The 24712-nt window shown below is 53.1% G+C and carries 19 protein-coding genes; 11 read left to right on the top strand and 8 right to left on the bottom strand.

All coding sequences use genetic code 11. From position 1 onward, the window contains the following. Nucleotides 1-140 precede the first annotated feature (140 nt). The 3 genes from Q3F21_RS20820 to Q3F21_RS20830 all read left to right on the top strand — a co-directional run bounded on the left by Q3F21_RS20820 (nt 141) and on the right by Q3F21_RS20830 (nt 3849). The gene (locus Q3F21_RS20820) at nt 141-1517 is read left to right on the top strand and encodes a hypothetical protein (protein ID WP_340257380.1); all 1377 of its coding nucleotides are present in this window, start codon (nt 141-143) and stop codon (nt 1515-1517) included. 177 nt (nt 1518-1694) lie between these two features. Continuing rightward, the gene (locus Q3F21_RS20825; protein WP_340257382.1) at nt 1695-2744 is read left to right on the top strand and encodes a flavin-containing monooxygenase; all 1050 of its coding nucleotides are present in this window, start codon (nt 1695-1697) and stop codon (nt 2742-2744) included. Between the two features lie 34 nt (nt 2745-2778). Further along, nucleotides 2779-3849, top strand: coding sequence for a cation diffusion facilitator family transporter (locus tag Q3F21_RS20830; RefSeq protein ID WP_340257384.1), 1071 nt, complete (start codon nt 2779-2781; stop codon nt 3847-3849). Nucleotides 3850-3939: 90 nt separating this feature from the next. Here the strand turns inward: Q3F21_RS20830 and acsA are convergent, their stop codons facing one another. After that, nucleotides 3940-5655, bottom strand: a complete 1716-nt coding sequence (gene acsA / locus Q3F21_RS20835) for an acetate--CoA ligase (RefSeq protein ID WP_340257386.1) — start codon at nt 5653-5655, stop codon at nt 3940-3942. Between the two features lie 163 nt (nt 5656-5818). Between acsA and Q3F21_RS20840 the strand changes: the two genes are divergently transcribed. From Q3F21_RS20840 to Q3F21_RS20865, 6 genes are all read left to right on the top strand, one after another. Further along, nucleotides 5819-6769 carry a metallophosphoesterase gene (locus Q3F21_RS20840; RefSeq protein ID WP_340257388.1) on the top strand — a complete coding sequence of 317 codons (951 nt, stop codon included), beginning with the start codon at nt 5819-5821 and terminating at the stop codon, nt 6767-6769. Between the two features lie 40 nt (nt 6770-6809). After that, complete coding sequence (locus Q3F21_RS20845; protein WP_340257390.1) at nt 6810-7811, top strand: PucR family transcriptional regulator; 1002 nt, start codon at nt 6810-6812, stop codon at nt 7809-7811. Between the two features lie 107 nt (nt 7812-7918). After that, nucleotides 7919-9034 (top strand): sn-glycerol-3-phosphate ABC transporter ATP-binding protein UgpC, encoded by a 1116-nt coding sequence (locus Q3F21_RS20850; protein ID WP_340257392.1) that lies wholly within the window; start codon nt 7919-7921, stop codon nt 9032-9034. A 120-nt stretch (nt 9035-9154) separates the two neighbouring features. Next, a complete protein-coding gene (locus tag Q3F21_RS20855; protein WP_340257395.1) occupies nt 9155-9928 on the top strand; it encodes a Cof-type HAD-IIB family hydrolase in 774 nt (257 codons plus the stop codon). A 151-nt stretch (nt 9929-10079) separates the two neighbouring features. Next, nucleotides 10080-11477, top strand: coding sequence for a S8 family peptidase (locus Q3F21_RS20860; protein ID WP_340257397.1), 1398 nt, complete (start codon nt 10080-10082; stop codon nt 11475-11477). 65 nt (nt 11478-11542) lie between these two features. Continuing rightward, nucleotides 11543-12136: an NAD(P)H-dependent oxidoreductase gene (locus Q3F21_RS20865; RefSeq protein WP_340257399.1), complete on the top strand. Its 594-nt coding sequence runs from the start codon at nt 11543-11545 to the stop codon at nt 12134-12136. A gap of 60 nt (nt 12137-12196) precedes the next feature. On the opposite strand, the gene Q3F21_RS20870 is transcribed toward Q3F21_RS20865, so the two are convergent. The 6 genes from Q3F21_RS20870 to Q3F21_RS20895 form a co-directional block, all read right to left on the bottom strand. Continuing rightward, complete coding sequence (locus Q3F21_RS20870) at nt 12197-12697, bottom strand: DUF3907 family protein (RefSeq protein ID WP_340257401.1); 501 nt, start codon at nt 12695-12697, stop codon at nt 12197-12199. A gap of 95 nt (nt 12698-12792) precedes the next feature. Next, nucleotides 12793-13968: an ABC transporter permease gene (locus tag Q3F21_RS20875; RefSeq protein ID WP_340257403.1), complete on the bottom strand. Its 1176-nt coding sequence runs from the start codon at nt 13966-13968 to the stop codon at nt 12793-12795. After that, entirely contained in the window at nt 13961-15151 is a 1191-nt protein-coding gene (locus Q3F21_RS20880; protein ID WP_340257405.1) for an HlyD family secretion protein, read from the bottom strand. The genes Q3F21_RS20875 and Q3F21_RS20880 overlap by 8 nt, the downstream gene beginning before the upstream one ends. A 79-nt stretch (nt 15152-15230) precedes the next feature. Continuing rightward, on the bottom strand, nt 15231-15809 hold the full coding sequence (locus Q3F21_RS20885) for a TetR/AcrR family transcriptional regulator (RefSeq protein WP_340257407.1): 579 nt from the start codon (nt 15807-15809) through the stop codon (nt 15231-15233). A 117-nt stretch (nt 15810-15926) separates the two neighbouring features. Continuing rightward, complete coding sequence (locus Q3F21_RS20890; protein ID WP_340257409.1) at nt 15927-19118, bottom strand: BTAD domain-containing putative transcriptional regulator; 3192 nt, start codon at nt 19116-19118, stop codon at nt 15927-15929. A gap of 133 nt (nt 19119-19251) precedes the next feature. Next, entirely contained in the window at nt 19252-19875 is a 624-nt protein-coding gene (locus Q3F21_RS20895; protein ID WP_340257411.1) for a YhcN/YlaJ family sporulation lipoprotein, read from the bottom strand. Between the two features lie 278 nt (nt 19876-20153). Here Q3F21_RS20895 and Q3F21_RS20900 point away from each other — a divergent pair, with 278 nt between their 5' ends. Continuing rightward, on the top strand, nt 20154-22292 hold the full coding sequence (locus tag Q3F21_RS20900) for an exo-beta-N-acetylmuramidase NamZ domain-containing protein (protein WP_340257413.1): 2139 nt from the start codon (nt 20154-20156) through the stop codon (nt 22290-22292). A gap of 92 nt (nt 22293-22384) precedes the next feature. Further along, on the top strand, nt 22385-22528 hold the full coding sequence (locus Q3F21_RS20905) for a hypothetical protein (RefSeq protein WP_340257415.1): 144 nt from the start codon (nt 22385-22387) through the stop codon (nt 22526-22528). Between the two features lie 79 nt (nt 22529-22607). On the opposite strand, the gene Q3F21_RS20910 is transcribed toward Q3F21_RS20905, so the two are convergent. After that, complete coding sequence (locus Q3F21_RS20910; protein ID WP_340257417.1) at nt 22608-24182, bottom strand: fatty acyl-CoA synthetase; 1575 nt, start codon at nt 24180-24182, stop codon at nt 22608-22610. Nucleotides 24183-24712: the final 530 nt, after the last annotated feature.

Here is a 24712-nt window from a genome sequence, read left to right on the forward strand (position 1 = left end):
TTCAAACCTTCACTGTTATCCAAACCGCTTCATCCGGAAAGGAGGTGGTTGGCTTTTTCGGCTTTCCCCGCGCGATAGATTCACCGTTTGACGTTGCTGACTGGTCTAGAGCAAACTCTTGACAAAAAGGAGGCGTCATTATGAATCAACCGGATATCGGGAATATGGAACTGTGCATGAAAGACGTGATAGAGGCAGCTTTGGACAACAACCGCGGTCCTGAAGACCCTGCCGACTTTCAGCAGTTGTACACGCGATTGATCGCCGCCCGGGAAAAGCTTCCGCCCCTCTATCAGGAACGCGTTTACCAGCCCTTCATCAAGACGCTGGACGAGCTGGGCGAAAAGGGCTTTTCCGAGCTGCTTCGCCGCGACCCGAATCGGGAGCAGGCAGCAGGTTTGCTGCTTGACATCGCACAGGCCATACTCCAAAACGGTGAAGCTTTTGAAGACCTGGCTACCGATGCCTTCCAGGAGGTAGTCAGCGACCTGTATGACGGCTTCCTCAGTGCAACCGACCGAAACGGGATCAAGCCGCCCGACCTGAGCGTAACAGCGCCTCTGGTGAAATGGGGACGGCCTGAATACGGTCCTTATACGTGGACGATTTCTGCCGCTTCTCACTTCGGTCTCCAAACCGGTATTGTCAATCTCCCCCCCTCCCATGCAAAACGCGGCTTGCTCGGATGGTCTGCGCTCAGCCACGAAACGGCGGGACATGACATCCTCCACGCAGACACTGGCCTCTTGAAGGAACTGGCGCAGAAAATCCGCGAGCAGCTGTTGAAACAGAATTTTACGCTGGGACTGGCAAACTACTGGTCGCAGCGAGTGGACGAAACCGCTTCTGATGTACTCGGAATCCTCAATATGGGACCCGCCGCCGGTATCGGCCTGATCGGCTATTTCCGCGGTCTGAACGGCGCCTGGAACGGGAAGCCTGCCTTGCGAAACACAGGACCCGAGTACGATTCCCATCCGGCAGATATTTTGCGCGGCTATCTGGCTGCAGAGACCGTTCGTCTGCTCCATTTTGATCAGGCTGAGTCGTGGGCTGAGACAATCATGGCCGAGACCGAGAAGGACCTGACGACCATCCAGCTGGGAAGACAAACCGTCGATGCCAAAACGGCTCGGAAATCGGCAGCTGTCGTAGCGCAAGCGATAACAGAATCGCGTCTGGACAGTTTGGAACAGCATTCGCTCGCACAAATACAGAACTGGCATAACGAAGACGAGCGCATCGCCAGTAAAATACGCTCCCACATTCATTCCAAGTCAAATTTGCACGAATGCTACGTTTCAGGGATGTATGCCGCGCATGTAGTGGCAGCTTCCGTCACGGCCTCTTTGGAGAAAGACGCAAACATCCAATCCATTTTTGCCGGCATGCTGTCCTTGCTCAAGGAAATGCACGATGCCAATCCATCATGGGGACCGCTTTATGTCAAACATCCCGGTGACTTGACGCGTCATCGGGCTTACAGATTGCCCGCTGCTCAACCGGCAGCCGGATAAACTCTTCCAAAGCTTTACCAATTTTTACAGGGCCGCAGCAGCTTGGGCGGCCGCTTTTTTTTTTCATTCAAACATATGCTTGAATATCGTTTTGTTTTTGGTATACTTTTCCTAAGAGGTTACGAAGACATCTTCGCCCACTTTTAAAATAGCTTTTGCGGGAAAAGAGGTTTTTTTATGAAAACATACGAAGTCATCGTCGTCGGAGCCGGTCAAGCTGGTTTGGCAATCGGATACTACCTGAAACAAAGGGGAATATCCTGCCTTCTCCTGGACAAACATAAGCAAATTGGGGAAGCCTGGCGCAAGCGTTACGATTCATTGGTCCTGTTCACACCTCGCGAGCAGTGCGATCTGCCCGGACTGCCGTTTCCGGGCGAGCGCAACGGCCTTCCCACGAAGGATGACGTCGCCGACTATCTGGAGCTGTACGCTCGCCGCCATTCTCTTCCGATTCAGTTGGATACGGAGGTCCAGGCACTGCTTCCACTCGAAACAGGTTATCGCCTGATCACGTCGCAGGGAGATTATGCGTCCCGGCAAGTCGTCATTGCGACCGGACCGTTCCAGGTGCCTATCATCCCGCAGATGCACAAGCGTGCGGCTGACGATCTCGTGCAGCTCCATACGGCTCACTATAAGAACGAGTCGCAGCTCAAAGACGGACCGGTTCTCGTGGTTGGGTCCGGGAATTCGGGCGCACAAATCGCAGCCGAGCTGGCTTCCAGTCGAACCGTCTTTCTCTCCATGGGTCAAAAGCGGATGTTTCTTCCCCGTACTTTATTTGGCAAGCCCGTATTCAGGTACTTTCAGGCCACCGGGCTGTTGACGGCTCCGATAACCTCAAGAACAGGGAAATGGCTCCGCTCGCGCCCTGACCCGATCTTTGGCTACAGGCGTGAGCTGGAAAAGCAGGAAAAAGCCGGGACACTCCAAATGAAAGAGCGAACCGTCGATTTGTCGGGACGAACTGTGGTTTTTGCAGACGGCAGCCGCTCCGACATCAGCAATGTGATCTGGGGTACCGGCTTTTCCTTCAGCTACGAGTGGATAAACGTCCCGGGAGTGCTCGATTCGCAAGGGCTCCCTATCCATACGCGCGGTGTTTCTCCCGTCAGGGGCCTTTATTTTCTGGGACTTCCCTGGCAGTACTGCCGATCTTCAGCGCTGCTGGGCGGAGTTGGCGACGACGCGGCTTACTTGCTCGATTTTATTTGCCAGTACTGATTCCAAGCTTTGCTTGATAGAGGAGGCATGTATTATGGGTTTCCATCACCACCACGGCGAAGCACACGATCACTCGCACCATCATCACGGAAAAGGCGCCAGCAAGCGCGCTCTGGGAATTGCCTTGTCCATTATCGCTATCTTTCTAGTCGTCGAGGTCATCGGCGGATTCATCACGAACAGTCTAGCCCTTTTATCCGATGCCGGTCACATGTTGAGTGACGCAATGGCTCTGCTGCTGAGCCTGCTCGCATTCATCGTCGCTTCCCGCCCTCCGTCGGCTGAGAGAACGTACGGGTTGCACCGCTTTGAGATTCTCGCTGCGCTCATCAACGGCGTGACGCTGGTAGTCATCTCGCTTGTGATTTTGTGGGAAGCCTATCAGCGGCTATGGAATCCGCCTGAAGTAGCCAGCGGCACCATGGTTGTGATCGCAACCGTCGGTCTTTTCGCCAATATCACCGCAGCACTCGTCCTGATGCGCGGCGATTACCAAAACAACGTCAACGTTCGCAGCGCTTTTTTGCACGTGCTCGGCGACCTGCTCGGCTCTGTAGGGGCCATCGTCGGCGGCCTTTTGATGATGTCGTTTGGCTGGTATCTGGCCGATCCGCTGATTAGCATCATTGTGGCTGTCCTGATCATGTTCAGCGCGTGGAGAGTCACGAAAGAGTCTGTCAACATTTTGATGGAGGCGGTCCCCTCGCGGATTGACACGAGAAAAATACGGGAGCGCTTGGAACAGATCGAGGGCGTACAGGAGGTCCATGATCTTCACGTTTGGACGGTCACGTCCGGTTTTGATTCGCTCACCTGCCACGTAACCGCGCGCGACGACTTGCCCAGCTACCCGATTTTAAATGAAGCCATCCGCATTTTACACGATGACTTCGGCATCACACATACGACGATCCAGGTAGAAAACTCGTCGATCAGGCATGCGGAGCTGGCTTGCGAAAACCACGGCGAAAACAGCCAGCGAGTGCAGCCGTGCGATGAGAGCCACCGTCACGGGCAAAGTCATAGCCACTCCCACAGCCACCAGGGGGATGAGCGAAATCACAGCCGCAACCATCGCCACGGAAAGCCAAGAGCTACTACATGACCTGGCTTACAAAGCATAAAAAAACTCCTGACGCAGCTGCGACCGTCAGGAGTTTTTTCGTATTGGAAAACTGTAAAACCAGGCTTCCGATTAATCTTCCAATGTGGACAAATCGCCGGTAGGAAGTCCAAGCTCCCACGCCTTGAGCACACGGCGCATGATTTTACCGGAACGCGTCTTCGGAAGCTTGTCGCGGAATTCGATTTCTCTCGGCGCCGCGTGCGCAGCCAGCCCTTCCTTGACAAACTTGCGGATTTCATCCATCAATTCCTCGCTTGGCTCGTAGCCGGCCCGCAGCGAGATGAACGCTTTAATAATCTCCCCACGCACCGGGTCAGGCTTGCCGATCACACCTGCTTCTGCAACCGCCGGATGCTCTACCAGCTTGCTCTCCACTTCAAACGGTCCGACCCGTTCTCCGGAGGTGTTGATCACATCGTCTACCCGGCCCTGGAACCAGAAATAGCCTTCCTCGTCTTTGTAGGCGGAGTCTCCGGATACATACCAGCCCGGAAAGCGGAAATACTCCTCGTACTTGGCCGGGTTTTTCCAAATTTGCCGCATCATTGCAGGCCAGCCGGCGCGAACGGCCAGATTCCCCATGCGATTTGGCGGCAGTTCATTACCCTGGTCATCGAGAATCGTCGCGTATATGCCCGGGAACGGTTTGCCCATCGAACCAGGCTTGATCGGCATGCAGCGGTAGTTGGAGATGATTTGCCCGCCTGTCTCGGTCATCCACCAGTTGTCGTGAATCCGTCTTTGGAAGACGCGCATTCCCCAATGAACGACTTCCGGATTGAGCGGCTCCCCGACGCTGAGGACGTGCCGCAGTGACGAAAGGTCAAACTGCTTAATGAGTTCGTCGCCTGCGCCCATCATCATGCGGAAGGCTGTAGGGGCACTGTACCAAATCGACACCTTGTACTGCTCGATTGTCTTGTACCATGCCTCCGGCGTAAAACGTCCACCCCGTACGACATTGGTAACGCCGTTCAGCCATGGGGAGAAAATGCCGTAAGCGGTGCCTGTTACCCACCCCGGGTCGGCTGCACACCAGTATACGTCTCCCTCCTGGTAATCGAGAATCCATTTACCTGTCTGTAAATGCTGAATCATCGCATTGTGTACATGCAGGACCCCTTTTGGCTTTCCTGTAGAACCGGAGGTGTAATGCAGAATCATGCCGTCTTCCCGGTCGACCCATTCGATCTCAAGATCGGCAGAAGCCTCGCTCATTGCCCTTTCATAACTGACATGCCCTTCAGGCAGTGAGTCATCCGCACCTACTACGATAACGTGCTTCAGATGAGGCAGGTCTTTTACAGGTACGCGTGGCAGCAAGGCAGAAGTCGTGATGATAGCGACTGCCTCGCTGTCCTCCAAACGGTCGCGGACGGCAGCTTCCATAAACGCTTCAAAGAGCGGCCCGATAATAGCGCCAAGCTTCAGAATGCCAAAAAAGCTTACATACAATTCAGGCGAACGCGGCATGAAGACGAATACCCGATCTCCCTTTTTAATCCCCAGATTGCGCAGCACATTCCCGAATTTGTTGGACAACTCGCTCAACTGGGCAAACGTATAGCTTTCATTTCTTGTCGCATCGCTGAATAGCAGAGCAGTTTTATCCTTACGGTCTGTCAAAAGATGTCGATCAATTGCTTCGTAAGCCATGTTTACCTTTCCCGTTTCGTACCAGGTAAACTGCTTTTCCACTTCGGACCAATCAAAGTTGGCATATGCTTCCTCGTAGTTCGTCAGGTTGCTTTGTCCTTCCGTAGACGGAATCATTTCCACTTTCATACCTCTCACTCTCCTTGTGTGGCTGAAGGATCTTTTCTTTATAACTTTCATAATATTTCTTCACTTCTTGACAAATTCCTCCTACCAAAAACCTACTTATCCTATCGAATCTTTTATCCGTTATAATAGACGTAGAAAACATAATGCGGAGGTGAGATCCGGGATGACCTGGATTTTCTTTTTTTTGTTGGTTGCTGTCCTTTTTGCCCGTGCCTACCGCAATACGTTTCACGTAAGCACGACGTTTGTCGATATTGCACTGAAACAGTCGGATCGCGTGCCTGACACAGAGCAGCACTTCCCGCTCTCCATTCTGCACCTTTCTGATTTGCATATGGAAAATCTTTCGATCAAGGCGGAGCAGATCGTCCGCGACTATGCTGCTCGCACAATCGACTTGATCGCGATCACCGGGGATCTCCTGGATCGCGCAAAAAATATTCCGAAAGCGATCCGATACGTGGAAACGGTCATGTCGCTTCAGCCTCGCCTGGGCACTTACGTTGTTCTGGGCAACCACGACTATGTTCTTTCCTCGCCAAAACTGGCGGAGCTGACAGCTGAGCTGAGACGGATCGGCTGCAAGGTCCTGATTAACGAGCACGTAACAGTGAATGCTTATGGTCAGCCGCTGCACATTATCGGGGTTGACGATTACGCCACCCGCCACAGCGATCTGAAAAAAGCGTTTAACGGCGTACCTGAAGAGGGCTTGCGACTGGTACTGACGCATGACCCGAACCTCGTCCTGGAGATGAAGGACTATCCGTACGACTATTTGCTTTCCGGCCATTTTCATGGGGGCCAGATTCACTGGCCAAAGCCATACCATCTGGCAAAGATGGGAAAACTGCCAAAGCTCAACATGGTCAAAGGACTGCATCAGTTCGACGGACGTCCGTTCTACATCAGCGAGGGCTTGGGACAGACCGGGCTGAATATTCGTTTGCGCTCGCGTCCGGAGATTACTTTGCACACCCTCGCACCCGCTTCGTTCTTTACCCGTAAAGAATCGAACGCAGTGTATACTGACGCTCAGCATAAGGCAGAAGACATCCACGCCGAAAAAGAAGTTCCCGCAGCGGAAGCCGCCCCCACGCTGGCCCTCGATTAAGGTATAATGATGGCAACGGATGAGAAGACGGGGTGCGGATATGAATGATTGGAAATACGAAGTAGATAGAATCCGGCAGGCGACAAACCTGCCTATTTCCTATTTGAGCGGTACCGCCGAACAGATCAAAGCGGAATCGGCTCGACTCGAAAAAGACGGCTGGGAGGTCGTGGTCTCTGCAATGACGGGTGACCAAGGCAGCCTCGTGATGATACCGGGGGCCGAGTGGAAAGACGTCCCGCGTACACTGCTTTCCCTGTTGCTCGCCGAGAAGCTGCAAACGGATTCGGTTCACGTACGGTTTGCAAACTGGCTGCACGGGATTGCTTCCGGTGCGCTTGCTCCCCCTCCTGCGGGATTGGCGCAGCAGCTGCATTGGCAGGAGCCGCGGGTCCCTTTTCTGCTGGAGCAATGCAGGGACGAAGGGAGTTTTTCCTGGCATACGCTGCCTCCGATGCTGCCGGATTTTTTCAAAGGGCCGCTTTCTCACTTTTCTTTGCCCTTTCCCTATCTTCTGCTGGCTGTGCCTGTGTCCACTCTCGGCTCGGATCTGGATGAAGGAACGAGACTGGAGTGGGCATCCAGCCTGCACGACCTGATCTCGAATGAATGCATGGAAGATGTCCGCATTATCGTAGGCGAACCGGTCGGGCAACCATCGATGCTTGGAGATGCGCTCAAGCAGGCGTTAACCTTGTCTGGCGCATTGCGCAAATACCGGCCAAAAACGATGGTCGCAAGCGTACACCAATTTCCGCTGGAGCGTTGGGCCGCCATGCTTGACATGGAGATGGCGGAGTCGCTCCGAAAGACGATCGAAGCGATGGTCCCCCTGCCGCAGTTGAACGCAGAGCAGATCGAAACGCTGGAAACGTTTTTTGCCAGACATTTGAACGTTAGCGAGACTTCCCGGCAGCTCTTTCTACATCGCAACACGCTATTGTATCGGTTGGACAAGCTGACTGAACAGACCGGCCTGGACCCGCGGCAGTTCACCGAAGCCGTTCTTCTGCAGCTTTTTCTGCTCTTTCGGCAAAAATAACCAAACAATTCGTGCAATTTGACCATAGAGCGGCCCTTCCTGTTGCTGTTACGATATGGATGCCATACGAGAGAGACAGGATGCATATTCCAGGGGAGGTGCCGCTTGTGGCAAAAGTAAGCTTACAGCACATTTACAAAAAATTCGGCAATAATGTCATCGCTGTGAATGATTTTCACCTTGACATTGAAGACAGGGAATTCCTCGTACTCGTCGGACCATCCGGCTGTGGGAAATCGACGACCCTGCGGATGATCGCAGGCTTGGAGGAGATATCGGAGGGCGACCTGTTTATCGGTGACCGGCGCGTCAATGATGTCGCTCCGAAAGACAGGGACATCGCGATGGTTTTTCAAAGCTACGCGCTCTATCCGCATATGAACGTGTATGAAAACATGGCGTTTGGCCTCAAGCTGCGCAAATTTTCCAAAGCGGAAATTGACAAAAGGATACAGGAAGCTGCCCGGATTCTCGATATTGCCCATCTGTTGGACCGCAAACCGAAAGCGCTTTCCGGCGGGCAGCGCCAGCGCGTCGCACTGGGACGAGCCATCGTACGCGAGCCGCAAGTGTTTTTGATGGACGAACCGCTGTCCAACCTCGACGCCAAGCTGCGCGTACAGATGCGGACAGAAATCCTAAAGCTGCATCAACGCCTGAATACGACCATTATTTACGTCACACACGATCAGACCGAGGCGATGACCATGGGAGACCGGATCGTCGTCATGAAGGACGGCCTGATCCAGCAAGTGGCTACTCCGACAGACATTTACAACTACCCTGTCAATCAATTTGTCGCCAGCTTCATCGGCTCTCCCGCGATGAATTTTATCAAAGGACGGATTTCCGAAAAGGACAGCCGACTCGTTTTCGAGGCGCCTCACATTCATGTGAGCTTTCCCGAGGACAAAGCAAAGCTGTTGAAGCAGCGCGGCTACGTCAATAAGGAGGTCACCTTCGGCATCCGTCCGGAGGATATTTACAGCGACAACCAATTTATCGAAGCCAACCCGTTTGACAGTTCCATCGAAGCTGTTATTGACGTGGTGGAAAATATGGGCTCCGAGTTGTATGTTTACTTTACCAACGTAGGCGATACGCAAATGGTCGCTCGCGTCGACGCCCGCGAAGGCTTCAAACCGCGCATGACCGTCAAGCTGGGCATGGATCTGTCCAAATGCCATGTATTTGACAGCGAGACGGAATTGGCGGTATTCTAGGTCTGAGTGGCAAAAGGAATGTCTCCACCGACATTCCTTTTCTTTATTACGCCGATTTTGCTCCCAGTGGAATCAGGCAACAGATTGCGCTTGGCGCGTATTTGGAGAGGAAGAAAGAGAATGCCATACAAAATCGTCTTTTTTGACATTGACGGCACTTTGTTGAACACAGCTCACACCATTCCCCCCGAAACAAAAGCAGCTGTCCTCAAGTTGAAAGCAAACGGCGTACGCGTAGCGATCGCAACCGGACGAGCCCCTTATCATCTGGCGCCGATTGCGGATGAGCTTGGCATCGACACCTTTGTCAGCTTCAACGGCTCCTATGTCGTCGTCGAAGGAAAGCTGATCCACCATACGCCTCTGAGTACGGCTACACTGGAAGCTCTGGAAGCGCACGCCGGCTCCAACGGTCACCCGATGGTCTTCTTGAGCGCCGACACTTGCTATGCGAATGAGGCTGACCACCCGGATGTCATTGATTCCTTTCACTATCTTAAGCTGTCTCCCCCTGGCTGCCACCGGCGATATTGGGAGAGGACACCGATTTACCAAGCATTTTTGTACTGCACCGAAGCGGAAACGAAAGCATATGAAGAGAAGGCTCATCCGGTCACCTTTATCCGTTGGCACCCGAATGTTCTGGATGTGCTGCCGCCCAACGGGTCCAAGGCAAGCGGCATCGAAGCGGTGCTCCGCCATTACGGGCTTGCCCCTGAGGATGCTGTTGCCTTTGGCGATGGACTGAATGACAAAGAAATGCTCTCCTTTGTCGGCATGGGTGTCGCAATGGGAAATGCTCATGACGACGTAAAGCCATTGGCAAACCTGGTTACACGTCATGTAGACGAAGCCGGCATCTTCCACGGCCTCCTGCAACTGAAACTGCTTTGAGCCTCTTTTGACCTGGGTGACGCTCCTTCGGACATCCGGGTGAAGCTGTCGAAACGCTCTTCTTTTCTATAAACTGTCAGCTTTTTTTCTTCATAAACACTCCTTCCATGCGCACGATATATGTATAAAGCATGGAGGGAGTGAGTTTTTTTTGCGAGCCTTGCCCCCGATTTTCGTAGCCCTCGCGCTGGTCGGCCTGGCGGTTATCCCCTTGACCTGGCACCATAACCAGGAAATGCGCGAGCCTCACCCCCGCGTTACCTCGGTTCATACAACGATCCCGAGGATCAACTATATCGAGCAGGTGCGCGACGTGCGCCGAAATCTGGAAAGCCGTGCCCATATCAAAGTCTTGCACCACAACGAACAGGACAAGAGCCACTATGTCGAGCACGAGGTTGTTGTCCGTTTCCACCCTCGTCCCGATCAAAAAAAGATTGACCATCTGCTCTCTTCTTTGGATGGGAAGGTCAAACGCGATTACGGCCAAGCCATGATTATCAAATCCCGCTCTCTTACGACTCAGGAATTGATGAAAAAGCTGGCCGAACATCCCGACTCCGTCTATGCCGAGCCTAACTACCTCCTGCTGCCGAACCGTGTTCCGAACGACACGTTCTACAAGGAATACCAGTGGAATCTGCCGATGATCGGGATGGAGCAAAGCTGGAATATCACCAGGGGCAGCAACAAGGTCGTTGTCGCCATCGTTGATACGGGCATTGACATGGAGCATCCCGAATTTCAAGACAAGCTGGTACAAGGCTACAATGTAATAGAAGACAATAACAGACCTGAAGACGACAACGGACACGGTACCCACGTGGCAGGCGTCATCGCCGCTCGCACAAACAATGCCGACGGGATTGCCGGAATGTCCTGGAACAGCAAGCTCATGCCGATCAAGGCAATCGGGGCGGACGGCTCCGGCTCCGCATTTGATATCGCCCAAGGCATATACTGGGCCACCGACAATGGCGCAGACGTGATCAACCTGAGCGTCGGCAACTACACGCCATCTGCGGCCCTTCAGGAAGCTTGTCGATACGCTTTTGAGCGAAATGTTGTCCTCGTCGCCGCATCCGGCAATGACGCCAGCGAACAGCCCAGTTACCCGGCATCCTACAAAGAAGTGTTGTCTGTGGCGGCAGTAGACCACAACCGCGAACGGGCCGACTTCTCCAATTTTGGAGCGGAGGTGGATGTCGCCGCACCGGGCGTGGATATTCCCAGCACCTACATCTATAGCGACTACGCCGTGCTCTCCGGCACCTCGATGGCTTGTCCGCACGTTACAGCTCTGGCTTCGCTTCTCCGCTCTGTCCGTCCGGGTATGAAGAACACCGAAGTGATGGAAACGATCCGGGCTTCCGCGGATGACCTCGGGCCTCCTGGAAAAGATACTCTGTACGGATACGGCCTAATCAACGTCAATACCGCGATAAGGAGCCTGAAGCCTGTTGCTCAGGAAATGAGAGGAAAGGAACCCGAAACGATCGGGGGTCTTCTCAGCAAGTTCTTCTTGCGTCTGCGTTCCACGTTTGAATAAGAATAACGGCAGGCTCAGGTAACGCTCTGTCCACCGCTTCCTGACGCCGACTGGAGGGACAACTATTGAAGGCGTACATCGTTTTTGCCCATGAGGGACATACCAGTTTTTGTCATGAAATACTCGAGAGGACCAGGCGAACCTTTGAGCGAGAAGGGATCTCCTATACGGTGCGGGATCTTTACCAGCAAGGCTTCCAGCCTGTTTTTCGGGGAGAGGACATGCACCGCGTCGAAGAAGGGCACGTCAGTGCTGACATTGCCGATGAACAGCAGCAAATTACAGATGCGGACCTGTTGGTCATGATTTTCCCTGTGTGGTGGTGGTCTCCGCCAGCCATTATGAAAGGGTACTTCGACAGGGTGTTTACAAACGGCTTCGCCTTTCGCTACGAGGAAAAAGGGCCGGTTGGCCTGCTTCATGGAAAGCAAGCCCTCGTCATGACAACGACTCGTGAATCAGAGCATGACATGCGCGCAAGCGGGATGGATCAGGTCATGAAGAAACAAATGGCCGACGGCACCTTGAGCATGATGGGCTACAAGACCCAGTACCATAACTTCGCAGCCGTTCCGTACCAAAGCGAGCCCGCTCGCCTGGCCATGCTGGAAGAGGTGGAGCGTTTGATCAAAAAGACCCTTCAACCTGTTGAAGTATAAACAAAAAGACCCTGTCGGCAGCTGACTGCAAATCCTTGCCGATAGGGTCCTTTTCCATTTTTATGCTTTTTGCATCCGTTTTTTTGTAATATAATCCGTTTCGTAATAATGGAGATCATCACGCATTTGTTCAAATACCTTGCTAAGCGAAATCGTCAATTGTTTAAGCTCAGGGGTTACCTCTTTGCGGAAGATAATGGCGTCATGGTCTGTGTACGAATAACGCCCATCCTCTTCGTATACTTCTCCTTTGGGGTAGTAGAAGTTGTTGATACAGGAATGATACACCTGGTACAGGACTTCTTCGGCGTACTCTTCATTGAACTTCGCCCGGCGGAGAGCAACTCCCAGCCTCTCGTACGCGTTCTCACAGTACACCAGCAAATGGCGCAAGTCGGAAAGGTAGTTGCGGTAGTAAGCTTCGTACTCCTCCGGATCACCGGACTGGTTGACCAGCCCGATCAAGGTGACTTGATTCAAAAAGCGCTCCAGATCCATGCTTACTCTTTTCAACTTCGTGTACGTCTCTTCGCACAATTGCTTCAGATGAGTCACTGACATAATGTCCCCCTCGCGTTGAAAGAATCTGCTTTTTTTTGAATAGTATACTGGATAGGTTCTTTGCAACACAAGGATTTCTTTTCAGCAAATCCTGCCTATGCGCTTGTCGTTTCGGGGGCAGTGGCTGCCGCTTTTTTGCTTTGGACAAGATAGGTTAGATAAGCGGCAAACAAGCTGAGCAGCGTCATGAACAACAGGACGGATGCCTGATAAGCGATATGCGAAAGTCCGTGCCCTTTTGTCAAAACTTCCCGAACCCCATCAAGGAAGTACGTTAGCGGAAGCGATTTTCCGATCGCCGCAATCGCCGGCGGCATAGACATGATCGGCCAGGTATATCCCGAGAGCATAAAGGACGGTACCGCAATCATCATAGCTGCCTGGGTAGCTTGAAGCTGATCCTTCGAGAAAAACGAGATCGCAAACCCGATCGCCAGTACAGCGATGTTAAAAGCAGTTCCGATCAGCAGCAGATGGGCCGTGTTGCCGTAATAAGGGATGCCGAAACCTTTCAGCAGGATCACAAAGGTCAGCACCAGGTTGAAGGTCGCGACCAAAAAGTAAGGCAGCAGTTTGCTGATTGCGATGGCCAGGAAGGAATTCTCAGCAAGGGTCGCTCTCCACGTGCCCGCCTCCTTTTGCTGGGTGACAGAGAGGGCGATGCCCAAGAACAGAACCTGCTGCAGGACGGTTCCAGCCAGGCCGAATACCATGAATGACATGTAGCTGAAGGTCGGGTTGTACAGGACGCGATAGCGGTAGTCGATCCCCGTGTACAGCTTCATGCCTTCCTCGCCCCAACCGCCGTGAGCCTCCATTTTTTTCAAAGTCACGCCCGCGGAAACAGTCTTCGTGACTGTATTGGCGGCACGGACAGCCGTATTGGAGATCATCATGTTGCTCCCGTCGATAACTGTGAGCACACTGGCATCGCGTCCGGCTTTTACGTCCGTCTCCAAATGATCCGGAATGATGATAGCCACTGCCGCTTCGCCTTTATCGATCAGGTCCATCGCCTGTGTCTCTGTGCTGACGATATGGGTGACGCGGAACGTCTGATCCGCGTCGAAAGCTCGCGACAGCTCCCTGCTAAGCTCGGTCTGATCGGCATCTGCCACGACCGTCGGAATTTCCGTTACTTTTTTCTCGCTGTACAAAAAGCCAAACAAGGTCAGGTAGATAACCGGCACCGCAAACATAACCATCACAATGGTCTTGTTTGTAAAAATGCGCCGCCATTCTTCCCAAAAAAGCCGGGACAGATTACTCACGCTCACCAGCCCCTTCGAGCTTCCATTCTACGCTGAGGCCCGGCAAAATTTCCGGATCTGGAATTTCCATTTTGACCTGGAATGCGCGGATGTCGCGATCTCCGAGCTCCTGTGTCGCTTTTTTTACCGCGAAATCGGCTGCAGGAGCTACGCTGACCACACGCGCCTGGGTATCGCGATTCAGAGACGGCACAAACAGATTCACAGAGTCCCCTGCTTTTATTCCGGCAATCTCGTATTCATCCACGTAAAATTTCACGTAATTGTCTTGCTTCATCTGGATAGTCAAAACAGTAAAGCCTTGGGCGACCAGTTCGCCCTTTTGGACAGCTACCGATTTGACGACGCCGTCGACCGGTGCACTCAGCTTGGTGTTGTTCAGGTATGCTTCTACCTCTTCCAAAGCGCCCTTCGCTTGCTGCACTCCCGCTTCAGCCTGCTTCACGTCCAACTCTTTCATACCGACCTGGCCGCGGGCGGCGACTGCCTGATCATATGTTGCCTGCGCCTGCTCCCACTGAGCTTTCGCGGCATCCAGCATCTCTTTTCGGGAGCCGGATTGTGCAATCTTCAACTGCTCTTCGACAGCCTTTTCTTCTGCTGCCGCCTTTTCGTAATCCATCTGCGCCTCATCGACTTTCACTTGGGGCACTGCGCCTTCTTCCAGCAGCTTTTTCATCCGTTGAAGCTGGGTCTCCGCGATTTGCTTGGCGGTTTGCGCCGCCTGCTGCTTGGCTTTCAGCTGGTTCACTTCTTCTGTGCGGGCACCGTTCTTGTTCGCCTCATACTGAGCCTTGGCAGCGTTGACGGCCGCAAGCGCCTGATTTACTTGGGCATTGCTGGAATCATCCATAACCCCAACGCCTTTCTTTGCCTGTTCCAGCTTTGCTTGGGCCAGATGGTAGGAGGCCTGTGCCTGCTCGCGCTTTGCCAGCAGCTCTTCGTTGTTCAAGGTGGCGACCAACTGCCCCGCTTTCACTTCATCGCCTTCTTTGACCAAAATATCCGCGATGGAGCCGCCCATTTTAAAGGAAAGGTCCACCGATGTCCCTTCGACGACTCCGGCCACTTGCTTTGAACGCTGACCAGCCACACTTCCTGCGCCTGGTCCCATCAGATAAGCTCCCAGTACAGCAATGCTGACGACAAAACCGGTTACTCCCATCCATGCTCGTTTATTCATCGTTCATTCTCCTCTTTTTCCGAACTTTCTTTTGCATCTGTAGCGTCCAGCCGCATGCCCGGACCGCTTTTGTATTGCCCTACCCTTTTGTCAGGACGCCGGACAGCAATAAATGAAGCGTTCTTTTGTCCGCGTCCGTGATTCCCGTTTCTTTGCGAAATTGCTTTCGCAGCATTGTAAAACCAGCCATTCCGAACAGGGAGGAGACCATCGTGCGGACCTCGATATCCGGTCTGACAAAGCCTTCCCGCTGCAGCTCGGCCACATAGGCTTCCATCGTCGTGAAATAGCCGGAAAGCAGCTTGCCGATCATTTCGTCCCGCTGCTGGTCGCCGGTAAAGAAGCTCAGCAGGAGAAGGCAGAGCTCTCGATTCTCGGAAAAGAAGCGAAGATGCTCATCCAGAACGCACAGCACGCGCTGATCCATTGACAAATCCTCTCGCTGCATCACGCTGTCCACGGAATCGATCAGCATCTTCACGCCTTTTTCAATCACGTACAGAAACAGCTCTTCCTTCGTTGAAAAATGATAGTACAGCGTTCCCTTCGCCACCTCCGCCACATCGGCGATCGCGTCCATCGTGGTGTCGCTGTAGCCGTATTGGGCAAACGCCATGAGCGCTCCTTCTACGATTTGATCTTTCTTGGAACGTGCCATCCCTCCTCAACCTCCTGTTCATTTTTGAACTGACTGGTCAGTACAAAAAATAGTTTACGCCGTTTTCCTGATTTCGTCAATAGATAAACAAAAAAAGACCGCAACTCGCTCGCGGTCTTAGCCTTCCATGATAAAACGGAACGTATCCACTGTAGGCGGCATCGGCTGCACACCGAGCTGCTTTTGCAGATTGGCCACGCATTTGTCGTATATGCGGATGGCCTGTGCCCGATTGTTTTGCCGATAGTAGGCCAGCATGAGGAGCCGGTATGCCTCCTCCCAACAGTCATCGGCCATCAGGATGGATTCGCACCAGCGGATCGCTTCGTCAATCCGCTCCGATTCCAGCAGCAATTTTGCGAGCCGCTCCGCACCTCGCAGGAAGAGCAGCTGCAATCTCTCTCTTTCCGCTACGCACCAGTCGTCGTATCGGCAATCCGGCAGGTAGTCCCCCTTGTAAAAAGACAGCCCCTTTTCCAATAATACAATCGCTTGGGAAGCTTCACTCGCTTCCAGCCCAAGCGTGACATAGCGGTCGAATTCCTCCGCGTCGATCTGAAAGCCGGAGGCCAGGTTAAAACCGTAGGAGCTGCCGTGGCGCTGGATGAAAAAAGCGCTCGCCCTGGCTTCCCGATTCGGCTCAAGGGCTTTGTTCAACGCGTTCAAAGCGACCTTGAAGTCGCGGGCAGCTGTCTCTTCGTCAATTTCTCCCCAGAGTGTCGCGACAATCTCTTCTCTGGCCAAAAGATGCTGTCTTTTCGTCAGCAGTAGCTGAAACAATTGCTTCGCCTTTCCCCGCTGCCAAGATTTTTCTCCCAGCTCCCGTTCCCCGAGCCAGACACGAAATTGACCGAGTGTCTGAATCCGCAGGGTATAACCAGGATGAAAAGAAACGTTCTGAAGGCCAAGGTCTGTCAGCAGCTGAGACACGTAATCGGGAAAAACCCGGCGTCTCTGGGCCTCTATCAGGACAGGCATCAGCTGCTGGACGTCATGCGGAGTAAACATCGTCGGCCGCTGCAGCAGGAAATGGTACTCGCCCGCCTGAATAGCGGTAAGCGCCTGGGTAACGGCCGGTATAAAAGCGGGCCAGTTTTTCTGGCGATAGGCAAAAAAGCTGAGCCACAAATGGCAAATCGCTACCCCGAAGCTATCCCCGCAGCGGCTTAAACGCTCTTCGCAATCGCGAATCCACTCTTCCGCCTGTTTGTCTTGCCCGCAGGAGGCGTACGCGATTCCGCTTGCCAGACGGACCAGACTGTTCAGCCAGTCATCCCGCATCGCCTCTGTTTCCTGCAGCCCCCGCTGACCATAAGCGAGCGCCAGATCGAGATTGGACTCTCGTCCGTACAAAAGGGTCAGTCCAAGCAAGGTCTCCGATTTGCCTCGCGTCGATTGCAGCTCCTCCATGATTTGCAGTCCCAGCAGGTACAGCTGGCGAATCTGATCATAAGGCATTTGTTGGCTGACCAACGCAGCCGTCGCCTTGCGAACATAACCGTTTGCCTCAACGAACGGAGAGTGAGCTTCCTTCCCCAGTTGAATAGCCGTCTCCGCTGCTCTGAGACCCTTTTCCCATTCGCCGTTCAAGCCGTAAACAAAGGCCAGAAGCAGAGAGGTTTCCCGGTAGGATCTCATCAATGCGGGCTGTTTTACCTGTTCCGACTTCCATTCGCTCTCGAGCAGCTGGACCGCCGACTGAAGCCTGCCTGTCCGGAACAGCAAGCGGGATTCCAGCTCGACTTCCGTCCGCTGCTCCCACTCTTGACTCCTCCGGTACCAATCGGCAGCCTGCTGCAAGTCCCCTCTGTTGGTGTAGATCTCCGCGAGCAACCGGTAAAGCCGCGGCGCCATCTCGTGATCTGCGGGCTCGAGCAGGCGGATCGCAAGCTTCAACAGCTCCTCCGCCTTTACACTCTGCACGCTGTCCAGGTGAACCCGGGCGAGTCCCTCCAGCCCTCGGCACTGGCCGATCATATCCTGTTTTTCCTCGCACAGCGAAATGAACCGGCGGTAAGACAAAAAAGCCTTCGGGTACAAGCAGCGGTACCGTTCAACTTCGGCCTGATACAGCCAGAGAATGTAAAACCGTTCCTTCACATCCTCAGGCACCAATTGAAGCCACTGCGACAGCTGATCCAGTTTTCCTGTCTGAAGCAGCGGGCTCGCCGCTTCACAAAGCCATTCCCCCAGCTCGTCCCAGGCTTCGATCAGGCGCAAATGCTCAAAGCCCTGCTGCACGTTTCCTTTTCGCTTGTACCAGGCGGCAGCAAGCCGGTGCATGTTTATGTACTCTTCTGGCTGTCCGGCCAGTTTGCTTATTAAAAGACGCCGCAGAAGCGGATGGTATGCATAGGCATTGCCTTCCCTGAGTAAAAAAAGATTGCGGCGCTGTGTTTCAGCAAGCAAATGAACGGCCTGTTCGCCAAATACCTGGCGAATATCTTCCGCCTCAAAGCTTTCAAACACGGAGGACCTCATCATAAACGTCCGAAGCTCCAGCTCCTGCCTATCCCAGACCTCCGTTTCCAAAAACGGGAGGAAGCGAGAAGCCTCAGAAGCGCTGCCGACGGTATGAACACCCATCGCCAACGCCTCGCCAATCGTTCGGACAGCTGCAGCCCAGCCTTTGGTGACATTGCCGATCCGTTCCGCATCGTCCTTCGACAGAGCGATATCGTACTCGTCTAGGAAAAACGTCTCCATTTCCTCAAGGGAAAAAGCAAGGTCGGACACTGTCAGCTCCATACCATCGCCGCGTGCGGCCATTACATCCAAAAAGGGCCAGTCCGGACGGATTCTGGTCAATATGACAACCCGTATGTGCTGGGGCATGTTCTGTACAAAATACTGCATCCAGCGGTCGACTGCAACATTCGCGTGAACATTGTGAAAATCGTCCAGAATCAAAACCAGCTCGTCATCGACTCCCATGCATTCACGAATGAACAGATCCGCGATCGACTCCGTTGAATCATTTCCGGACGGGGAGCCGTCAGAATGCATCGTTTGCAAAACAGAACTGCCGAAAGCCGGACGCGACAACCGTATGCTCTCCACCAGATGCATCAGAAAAACGGGCAGTTCGCCATCCTTCTCACCGATCCGATACCAGCATGCTTCTTTGTTGCCTTGGTCAAAGAAAGCGGCAACCGCGGTCGTTTTTCCGTATCCTGCACCAGCATGGATCACGGACAGGGCTTTGTGCTTCATCAGTCTAAGCTTCCTCGCCAACGACAATCTGTAAAACACGTAAGGCCCCATGCGCGGAGGGGTTATTCTGATCAGGCTCACCCTGGATGCATTCATCGCTTGTACACTCCTCACCGATCACATCATCCCAGTTATAGTTCCATGGGCCGCTCCAAAATCCTCCCTCCTGTCCATGACAAAAGCCACCCGTCGATCAGGTGGTCTTTTACGTCGCAAGCGAATATCACGATCAATCTACCAAATTGAAGCCCTTCGTCGTATAGCCGATATCGTTTAGCAGCGTTTGAAATTCATCCTCCTGGACTGCCTCTCCCCGAACAACACGCTGATGAATGTCCGCGATACGCTGGTAAACAGCCGGGTTGGTAGAAACGTACATGATGTTGTAGCGTGTTTGAGCCTGCAGCCTGCTGCGCATGACACCCGCTACGCGCTGCTGCAGGCGATCCGTATGCCCGTTGTCGATGCGCGAAGGCTTGCCAGGCGTATACAGGACGGACGGAGTTGGGTCAATGGTGTCCGGTTTTGTCGAGCCGTCAGGAAGAACGCCGATCAGCAAGTTATCCTTATAGGCAAGCACCTTGATGTCGACAACCCCCGGCGTTCTTTCGGCTTCAGCTTCCAAAGTCCGAACGAGATGCGGCTCGCGGTTGTGTCTGTTCTTTTGCGTCAGCATGGCTGCCGGCCCTTTGTCCATACCTACGTTGTCGTTTTTCAGGTTGATCCCGTAAGCGTCAAACTTCGCCGGCTCCCCATGGTAGTCTTCTGTGCCTTGTTCCTTGTTAGGCGTACAGCCGGCCCCAAAGACTCCGACCAGAAATAGCGCACAAAGCGCTGAACCCCAACGTCTCAAAGAAATACACCTCCTCACTCCCTAGTCTGAGGAGCCGGAGGTGTTCTTACTCGAAAGGGCTACTGCTTCTTTTTTCTAATTCAGGATCACGAATGTTCTGCAACTTTTTTGATTCCTTTCAAAAGCAAGACGGGAAGGTTTTCACGCGCAAAAGGTGACTTCGCTCCCCTGACTTCTTTCCTATTTTCAAATTGTTACAAAAATGAAACCAATTCTCTACAAAAACACGCTACAATGAACATACATCGACGACATTTTTCCCGAAAGAGGCCGAAGCTATGAAACGATTTATTCCCTTTCTCATTCTTGTCCTTATCTTAACCATCATCCCTCCTGGCGGGAGCTTTGCGAACGCGACAGCTGTTCTGCTCGGAAGCGACATGCTATTCGATCAATTTCACCAAGTCATCACCGGAAAAAAAGTCGGCCTTGTCACAAATCAGACCGGTGTCAACAGTCAAGGAATCAGCACGATCGATTTGCTGCGCCGGAACAAGTCGGTGACACTGGCTGCTTTGTACACGCCCGAGCACGGTCTGGACGGGAAAACACCAGCCGGGAATTACGTAGCTTCCTACAAGCACCCCGTTTATGGCATTCCTGTCTACAGCCTTTACGGTTCGACAAGAAAACCCACCAAGCAAATGCTCGCCGACATTGATCTGCTGCTGGTCGACCTGCAGGATATCGGAGCACGCACCTATACCTACATATCGACGCTCCAATACTGCATGGCGGCAGCAAAAGAGCAAGGCAAGCCCATCATCGTGCTCGATCGCCCCAATCCTGTAGGCGGAACGATTGTCGAGGGGCCGGTTCTGGAGGCCGCCTACCGTTCGTTTGTCGGTGTCGACACCTTGCCGATGGCGCACGGGATGACAATCGGCGAGCTCGCGCAATTTTTCAACCGCAACATCGGCGCAAGCCTGACCGTCATCCCGATGAAGGGCTACACCCGTCACATGCTCTTCCAGGATACCGGGCTGCAATGGATTCCCAGCTCTCCGCGGATACCGGACCTGGTTGCTGTATTCGGCTATATGGCAACCGGACTGGGCGAAGGAAGCGGGATTGTCCAGGCCGACAATTTCCGTTGGATCGGGGGACCGGGCATCGATTCCAACAAGTACGCGGATTTGTTGAACGGAGCGCTGCTGCCGGGTGTCGTCTTTCTGCCCGAGACCAAGGATTCCAAAGGCGGAGTCCGGCTGGAAATCACCAATCCCCACCAGTTCAATCCGGCCAAAACGGGCATTTACGCTTTGGCATACGCTCGCCAATTGAGCCAGTTTAAGGTCCCGAAGAGCGGGAAAACAAAAGTGATGTTTGACCTGGTCATGGGAACGAACAAAATCGGGCAGTATTTGGAACAAGGGCTGTCTCCCAAACAGATCGAGGAACGTTATGCAAGTGACCTGGAGGCTTTTCGCAAGCTTCGGAGCCATTACCTCATCTATAGCGACACGCCTTACATGCCCGTGCAGCCCATTCAGTCGAAGCCGGGCATTGCGCAAACGAAGCCGGAGGCTCCTGAACAACTGCCTGGCCCAGCCAAGCCGGAAGCACAAACGCCTTCGTCGAACCGCCCGATCAGCAGCCCGCCCGCAGCAGGACCAGTTTCAGAGTCTTCAGGGTCGGCAGGACTGCCTGGGGGGCCGCAGCAGGCCGGGACAGAACAGCAAAACCCCGGCACAAAGCCCGCCGTGCCTGTTAAGCCGTCTGCCTCGCAGACTCCAGCCAAGCCAGAAAGCAGCCAGGTTCAAGAAAAAGTGGCCTATCTGACATTTGATGACGGTCCCTCTCCGATTACCACCGAGGTGCTGGACATTCTCAAGGCCCATGACGTCAAGGCGACCTTTTTCGTCGTAGGGAAGAGCGTTCCGGGACACGAAGCGATCTTGAAACGAGCGATAGCCGATGGGCACGTCGTGGGAGGGCACACATACTCCCATAACTATCGCACCATTTACAAAGATCTTCCCTCCTTTTTCGCAGATTTGGAAAAAGGCAATCAACTGATCGAGAAAGCCACGGGAATCAAGCCCACCGTTTTTCGATACCCGGGCGGCAGCACCAATACGGTCAGCAAGACTTATCAAAACGCCGCACTCTACAACAACCAGCATACGGTCATGAGCGCTATCAAAACGGAGGCTGCGAAACGCGGCTATGCGTTTATCGATTGGAACATAACCAACGGAGACGCGCGCAGCAACAAGTACACGCCGGAAAATGCGCTGGCGAATATAAAGGCGCAGGTGAGAAATCAGAAAGAAATAGTCGTATTGATGCACGATGCTGCGACCAAGAGCTCTACAGCCAAGTCTCTTCCCGCCGTGATCCAGTTCCTCAAGGAGCATGGATACCGCTTTGAAACCATCCATGCCGACAAGGCCACAGTTGCCACTGTGAAATAATTGGCGATTCTGCAACCAACTCTTTCAGGAGTTGGTTTTTTCATTCTGGCAACAATATCATTGACGACCATCTACATGGGGAGGAACATCTGGTGAGCTACACCTGCTACCACTGCGAACACGAATCCGAAACCGCTCATCTCATCACGTTCTTTCAAGGGAAAGAGGAAAAGAACGAGCTGCTGTGCAGCTCATGCTATGCCGATTGGCTCGAAGGTCTGAAAGTAGAACCGTAATGAACGGGAAAAAACCGCCTGACCGAGATCGATCAAGCGGTTTTTTCTCATTCCTTGTCTGTATGTGGGATTACTTCTTTCAACCCTGTGGCGACCCAAGTCCCTCATACTTTGCCCGCAACTCGCGTTTTAATATCTTGCCGCTCGGATTGCGGGGAAGGTTTTCTGCCAGGACAATATGCTTCGGAGCCTTAAACGCAGACAGCCGCGCCTTGCAAAAAGCAAGCAGCTCTTCTGCTGTCAAGACTTCACCAGCCTTGGGCACCACAACCGCCGCGACGGTTTCGATCCAATACGGATCGGGGATCCCGATCACGGCCACTTCGGAAACGAGCGGGTGCTGGTAGATCACCTCTTCTACCTCCCTGCTGGCGACGTTTTCTCCCCCTGATTTGATCATGTCCTTTTTCCGGTCAACGACGGTTATATAGCCTTCCTCGTCCATGATCCCGAGGTCGCCGCTGTGAAACCATCCGTCCTGAAAAGCGGCTGTCGTTTTTTCCTCGTCGCGGAAATATCCGAGCATGGCGTGGCTGGTCCGGTGTACGATTTCGCCTACCATTCCGCGGGGAACATCCTGTCCTGTATCATCGACAATCCTCGTTTCGACATTCAAGGACGGTCTGCCGGCGGAACCAGCCTTGCGAATTTGATCGGCCGGCTTCAAGACGGTGGCAAGCGGGGCTACCTCTGTCTGGCCGTAAAAATTCCAAAATTGCGCGTGGGGGAGCCTTCTCCCCAGCTCCTTTAAGATCTCGACCGGCATAATCGCTGCTCCGTAGTAGCATTTTTTTAAAGTAGACAAATCCCGCTGGGCAAATTCGGGAGAGCGGAGCAAGGCGATCCAGACGGTTGGCGGACAAAAGAGCTGTGTAGCCTTGTGCTCCTCAATCAGCCTCAGCATCTGGGCAGGCTGTGCCTGCTCCAGAATAATGCCGCTCGCGCCGAGATATACATAAGGCCCCAGGAAGCAGTGCAATTGGGCACTGTGAAAAAGCGGGAGGGCGTGAATGGCGACATCGTCTTCCGTCATCCCTCCGTCAACAATCGTACTGACATATTCAGTCAACACGCTTTTATGCGTCAGCATGACCCCTTTTGGTCTGGATTCGGTTCCGCTGGTGTAGAGGATATGCACAACATCGTCATCCTCCAGTTCAACCTCAGGCTCTTCTGTGCTCGCTTGGGCAAGCTGCGTACGAAAATGCAACCAGTGACTCGCCTGCTCGTTTTTTTCGGAGATCGAGCATCGCAGAACCGGATGACAGCCTGAGCGTAAAATCGCTTCGTCAGCTGCCGCCTGAAATTCGAGGGAGGCAAAGATCGCCCGGACTTCGGCATGTCCCACGATGTATGCCGCATCATCGGCATTAAGCATGTAATTGATCGGGACCATGATGATTCCCGCCTTGGCGAGGGCAAAGTTGAGAATGACAAAATCCATTGAATTCCGGGAAAGTACAGCGGCCCTGTCCCCTTTTTGCAGCCCGGAATCCAGTACCATGTGAGCGGCCTGATTCGTCAGGATGTCAAGCTGTTCGTATGTAAGGGCCTCGGTTCCAAAGCGCAATGCGGTCTTTTGCGGAAATCTTCCGCGGCTTCTGCGCAGTATATCTCCCAGCGTGTTTCTTCTTGCCCGCTGGATTTCTTTCATGGCCATCCCCCCGTTATCTTCCTGCTTTCATTATACAACGAATATTCCGAAAAATATAATTTTTATTCCAGACCGAAATATTTGGCAACAAAAAAACCCTGACTATCAAAAGTCAGGGAGAAGAACTCAAGGTTATGAGGTTGTATCTACATTATAGTATATATTTGAGTATATACTCAACCGGGATATATTAGAAAATGAAACCGCAAAGAACCTTGGGCAAAACGTTATTGCCCAAAGGATACCTGTCTCGCTATCTCGCGTCCGGTCTTGATGTGTTGCCAGCTGCCTACTCATCCTGGATGCATGAAGACCTCGAACAAAAAATGCGGCGACCCGATCTGCATTAGTAAGTCGCCGCAGCCCCCAAGAACTCAGTCTGAGTGCTTACCTAAAGCATATATCAAATAGTACATACGTTGCGATATGAAGTCGATGGCTACAGAAGAAAGTTTTGGTTTTCGTCATAAATTCATCGAAAAAGATTCAAAATTGCCTATGTTCCATTGATACAGGCCCTTTATGTCGAT

Source organism: Brevibacillus borstelensis (assembly GCF_037834415.1).
Taxonomy (GTDB): domain Bacteria; phylum Bacillota; class Bacilli; order Brevibacillales; family Brevibacillaceae; genus Brevibacillus; species Brevibacillus borstelensis_A.

What these genes read in the sequence shown, in the direction of transcription:
- Q3F21_RS20820 (WP_340257380.1), top strand. Translation starts at nt 141, where the DNA reads ATGAATCAACCGGATATCGGGAATATGGAACTGTGCATGAAAGACGTG.
- Q3F21_RS20885 (WP_340257407.1), bottom strand. Translation starts at nt 15,809, where the DNA reads ATGGCACGTTCCAAGAAAGATCAAATCGTAGAAGGAGCGCTCATGGCG.
- Q3F21_RS20880 (WP_340257405.1), bottom strand. Translation starts at nt 15,151, where the DNA reads ATGAATAAACGAGCATGGATGGGAGTAACCGGTTTTGTCGTCAGCATT.
- Q3F21_RS20870 (WP_340257401.1), bottom strand. Translation starts at nt 12,697, where the DNA reads ATGTCAGTGACTCATCTGAAGCAATTGTGCGAAGAGACGTACACGAAG.
- Q3F21_RS20830 (WP_340257384.1), top strand. Translation starts at nt 2,779, where the DNA reads ATGGGTTTCCATCACCACCACGGCGAAGCACACGATCACTCGCACCAT.
- Q3F21_RS20900 (WP_340257413.1), top strand. Translation starts at nt 20,154, where the DNA reads ATGAAACGATTTATTCCCTTTCTCATTCTTGTCCTTATCTTAACCATC.
- Q3F21_RS20840 (WP_340257388.1), top strand. Translation starts at nt 5,819, where the DNA reads ATGACCTGGATTTTCTTTTTTTTGTTGGTTGCTGTCCTTTTTGCCCGT.
- Q3F21_RS20855 (WP_340257395.1), top strand. Translation starts at nt 9,155, where the DNA reads ATGCCATACAAAATCGTCTTTTTTGACATTGACGGCACTTTGTTGAAC.
- Q3F21_RS20910 (WP_340257417.1), bottom strand. Translation starts at nt 24,182, where the DNA reads ATGAAAGAAATCCAGCGGGCAAGAAGAAACACGCTGGGAGATATACTG.
- Q3F21_RS20825 (WP_340257382.1), top strand. Translation starts at nt 1,695, where the DNA reads ATGAAAACATACGAAGTCATCGTCGTCGGAGCCGGTCAAGCTGGTTTG.
- acsA (WP_340257386.1), bottom strand. Translation starts at nt 5,655, where the DNA reads ATGAAAGTGGAAATGATTCCGTCTACGGAAGGACAAAGCAACCTGACG.
- Q3F21_RS20890 (WP_340257409.1), bottom strand. Translation starts at nt 19,118, where the DNA reads ATGAATGCATCCAGGGTGAGCCTGATCAGAATAACCCCTCCGCGCATG.
- Q3F21_RS20845 (WP_340257390.1), top strand. Translation starts at nt 6,810, where the DNA reads ATGAATGATTGGAAATACGAAGTAGATAGAATCCGGCAGGCGACAAAC.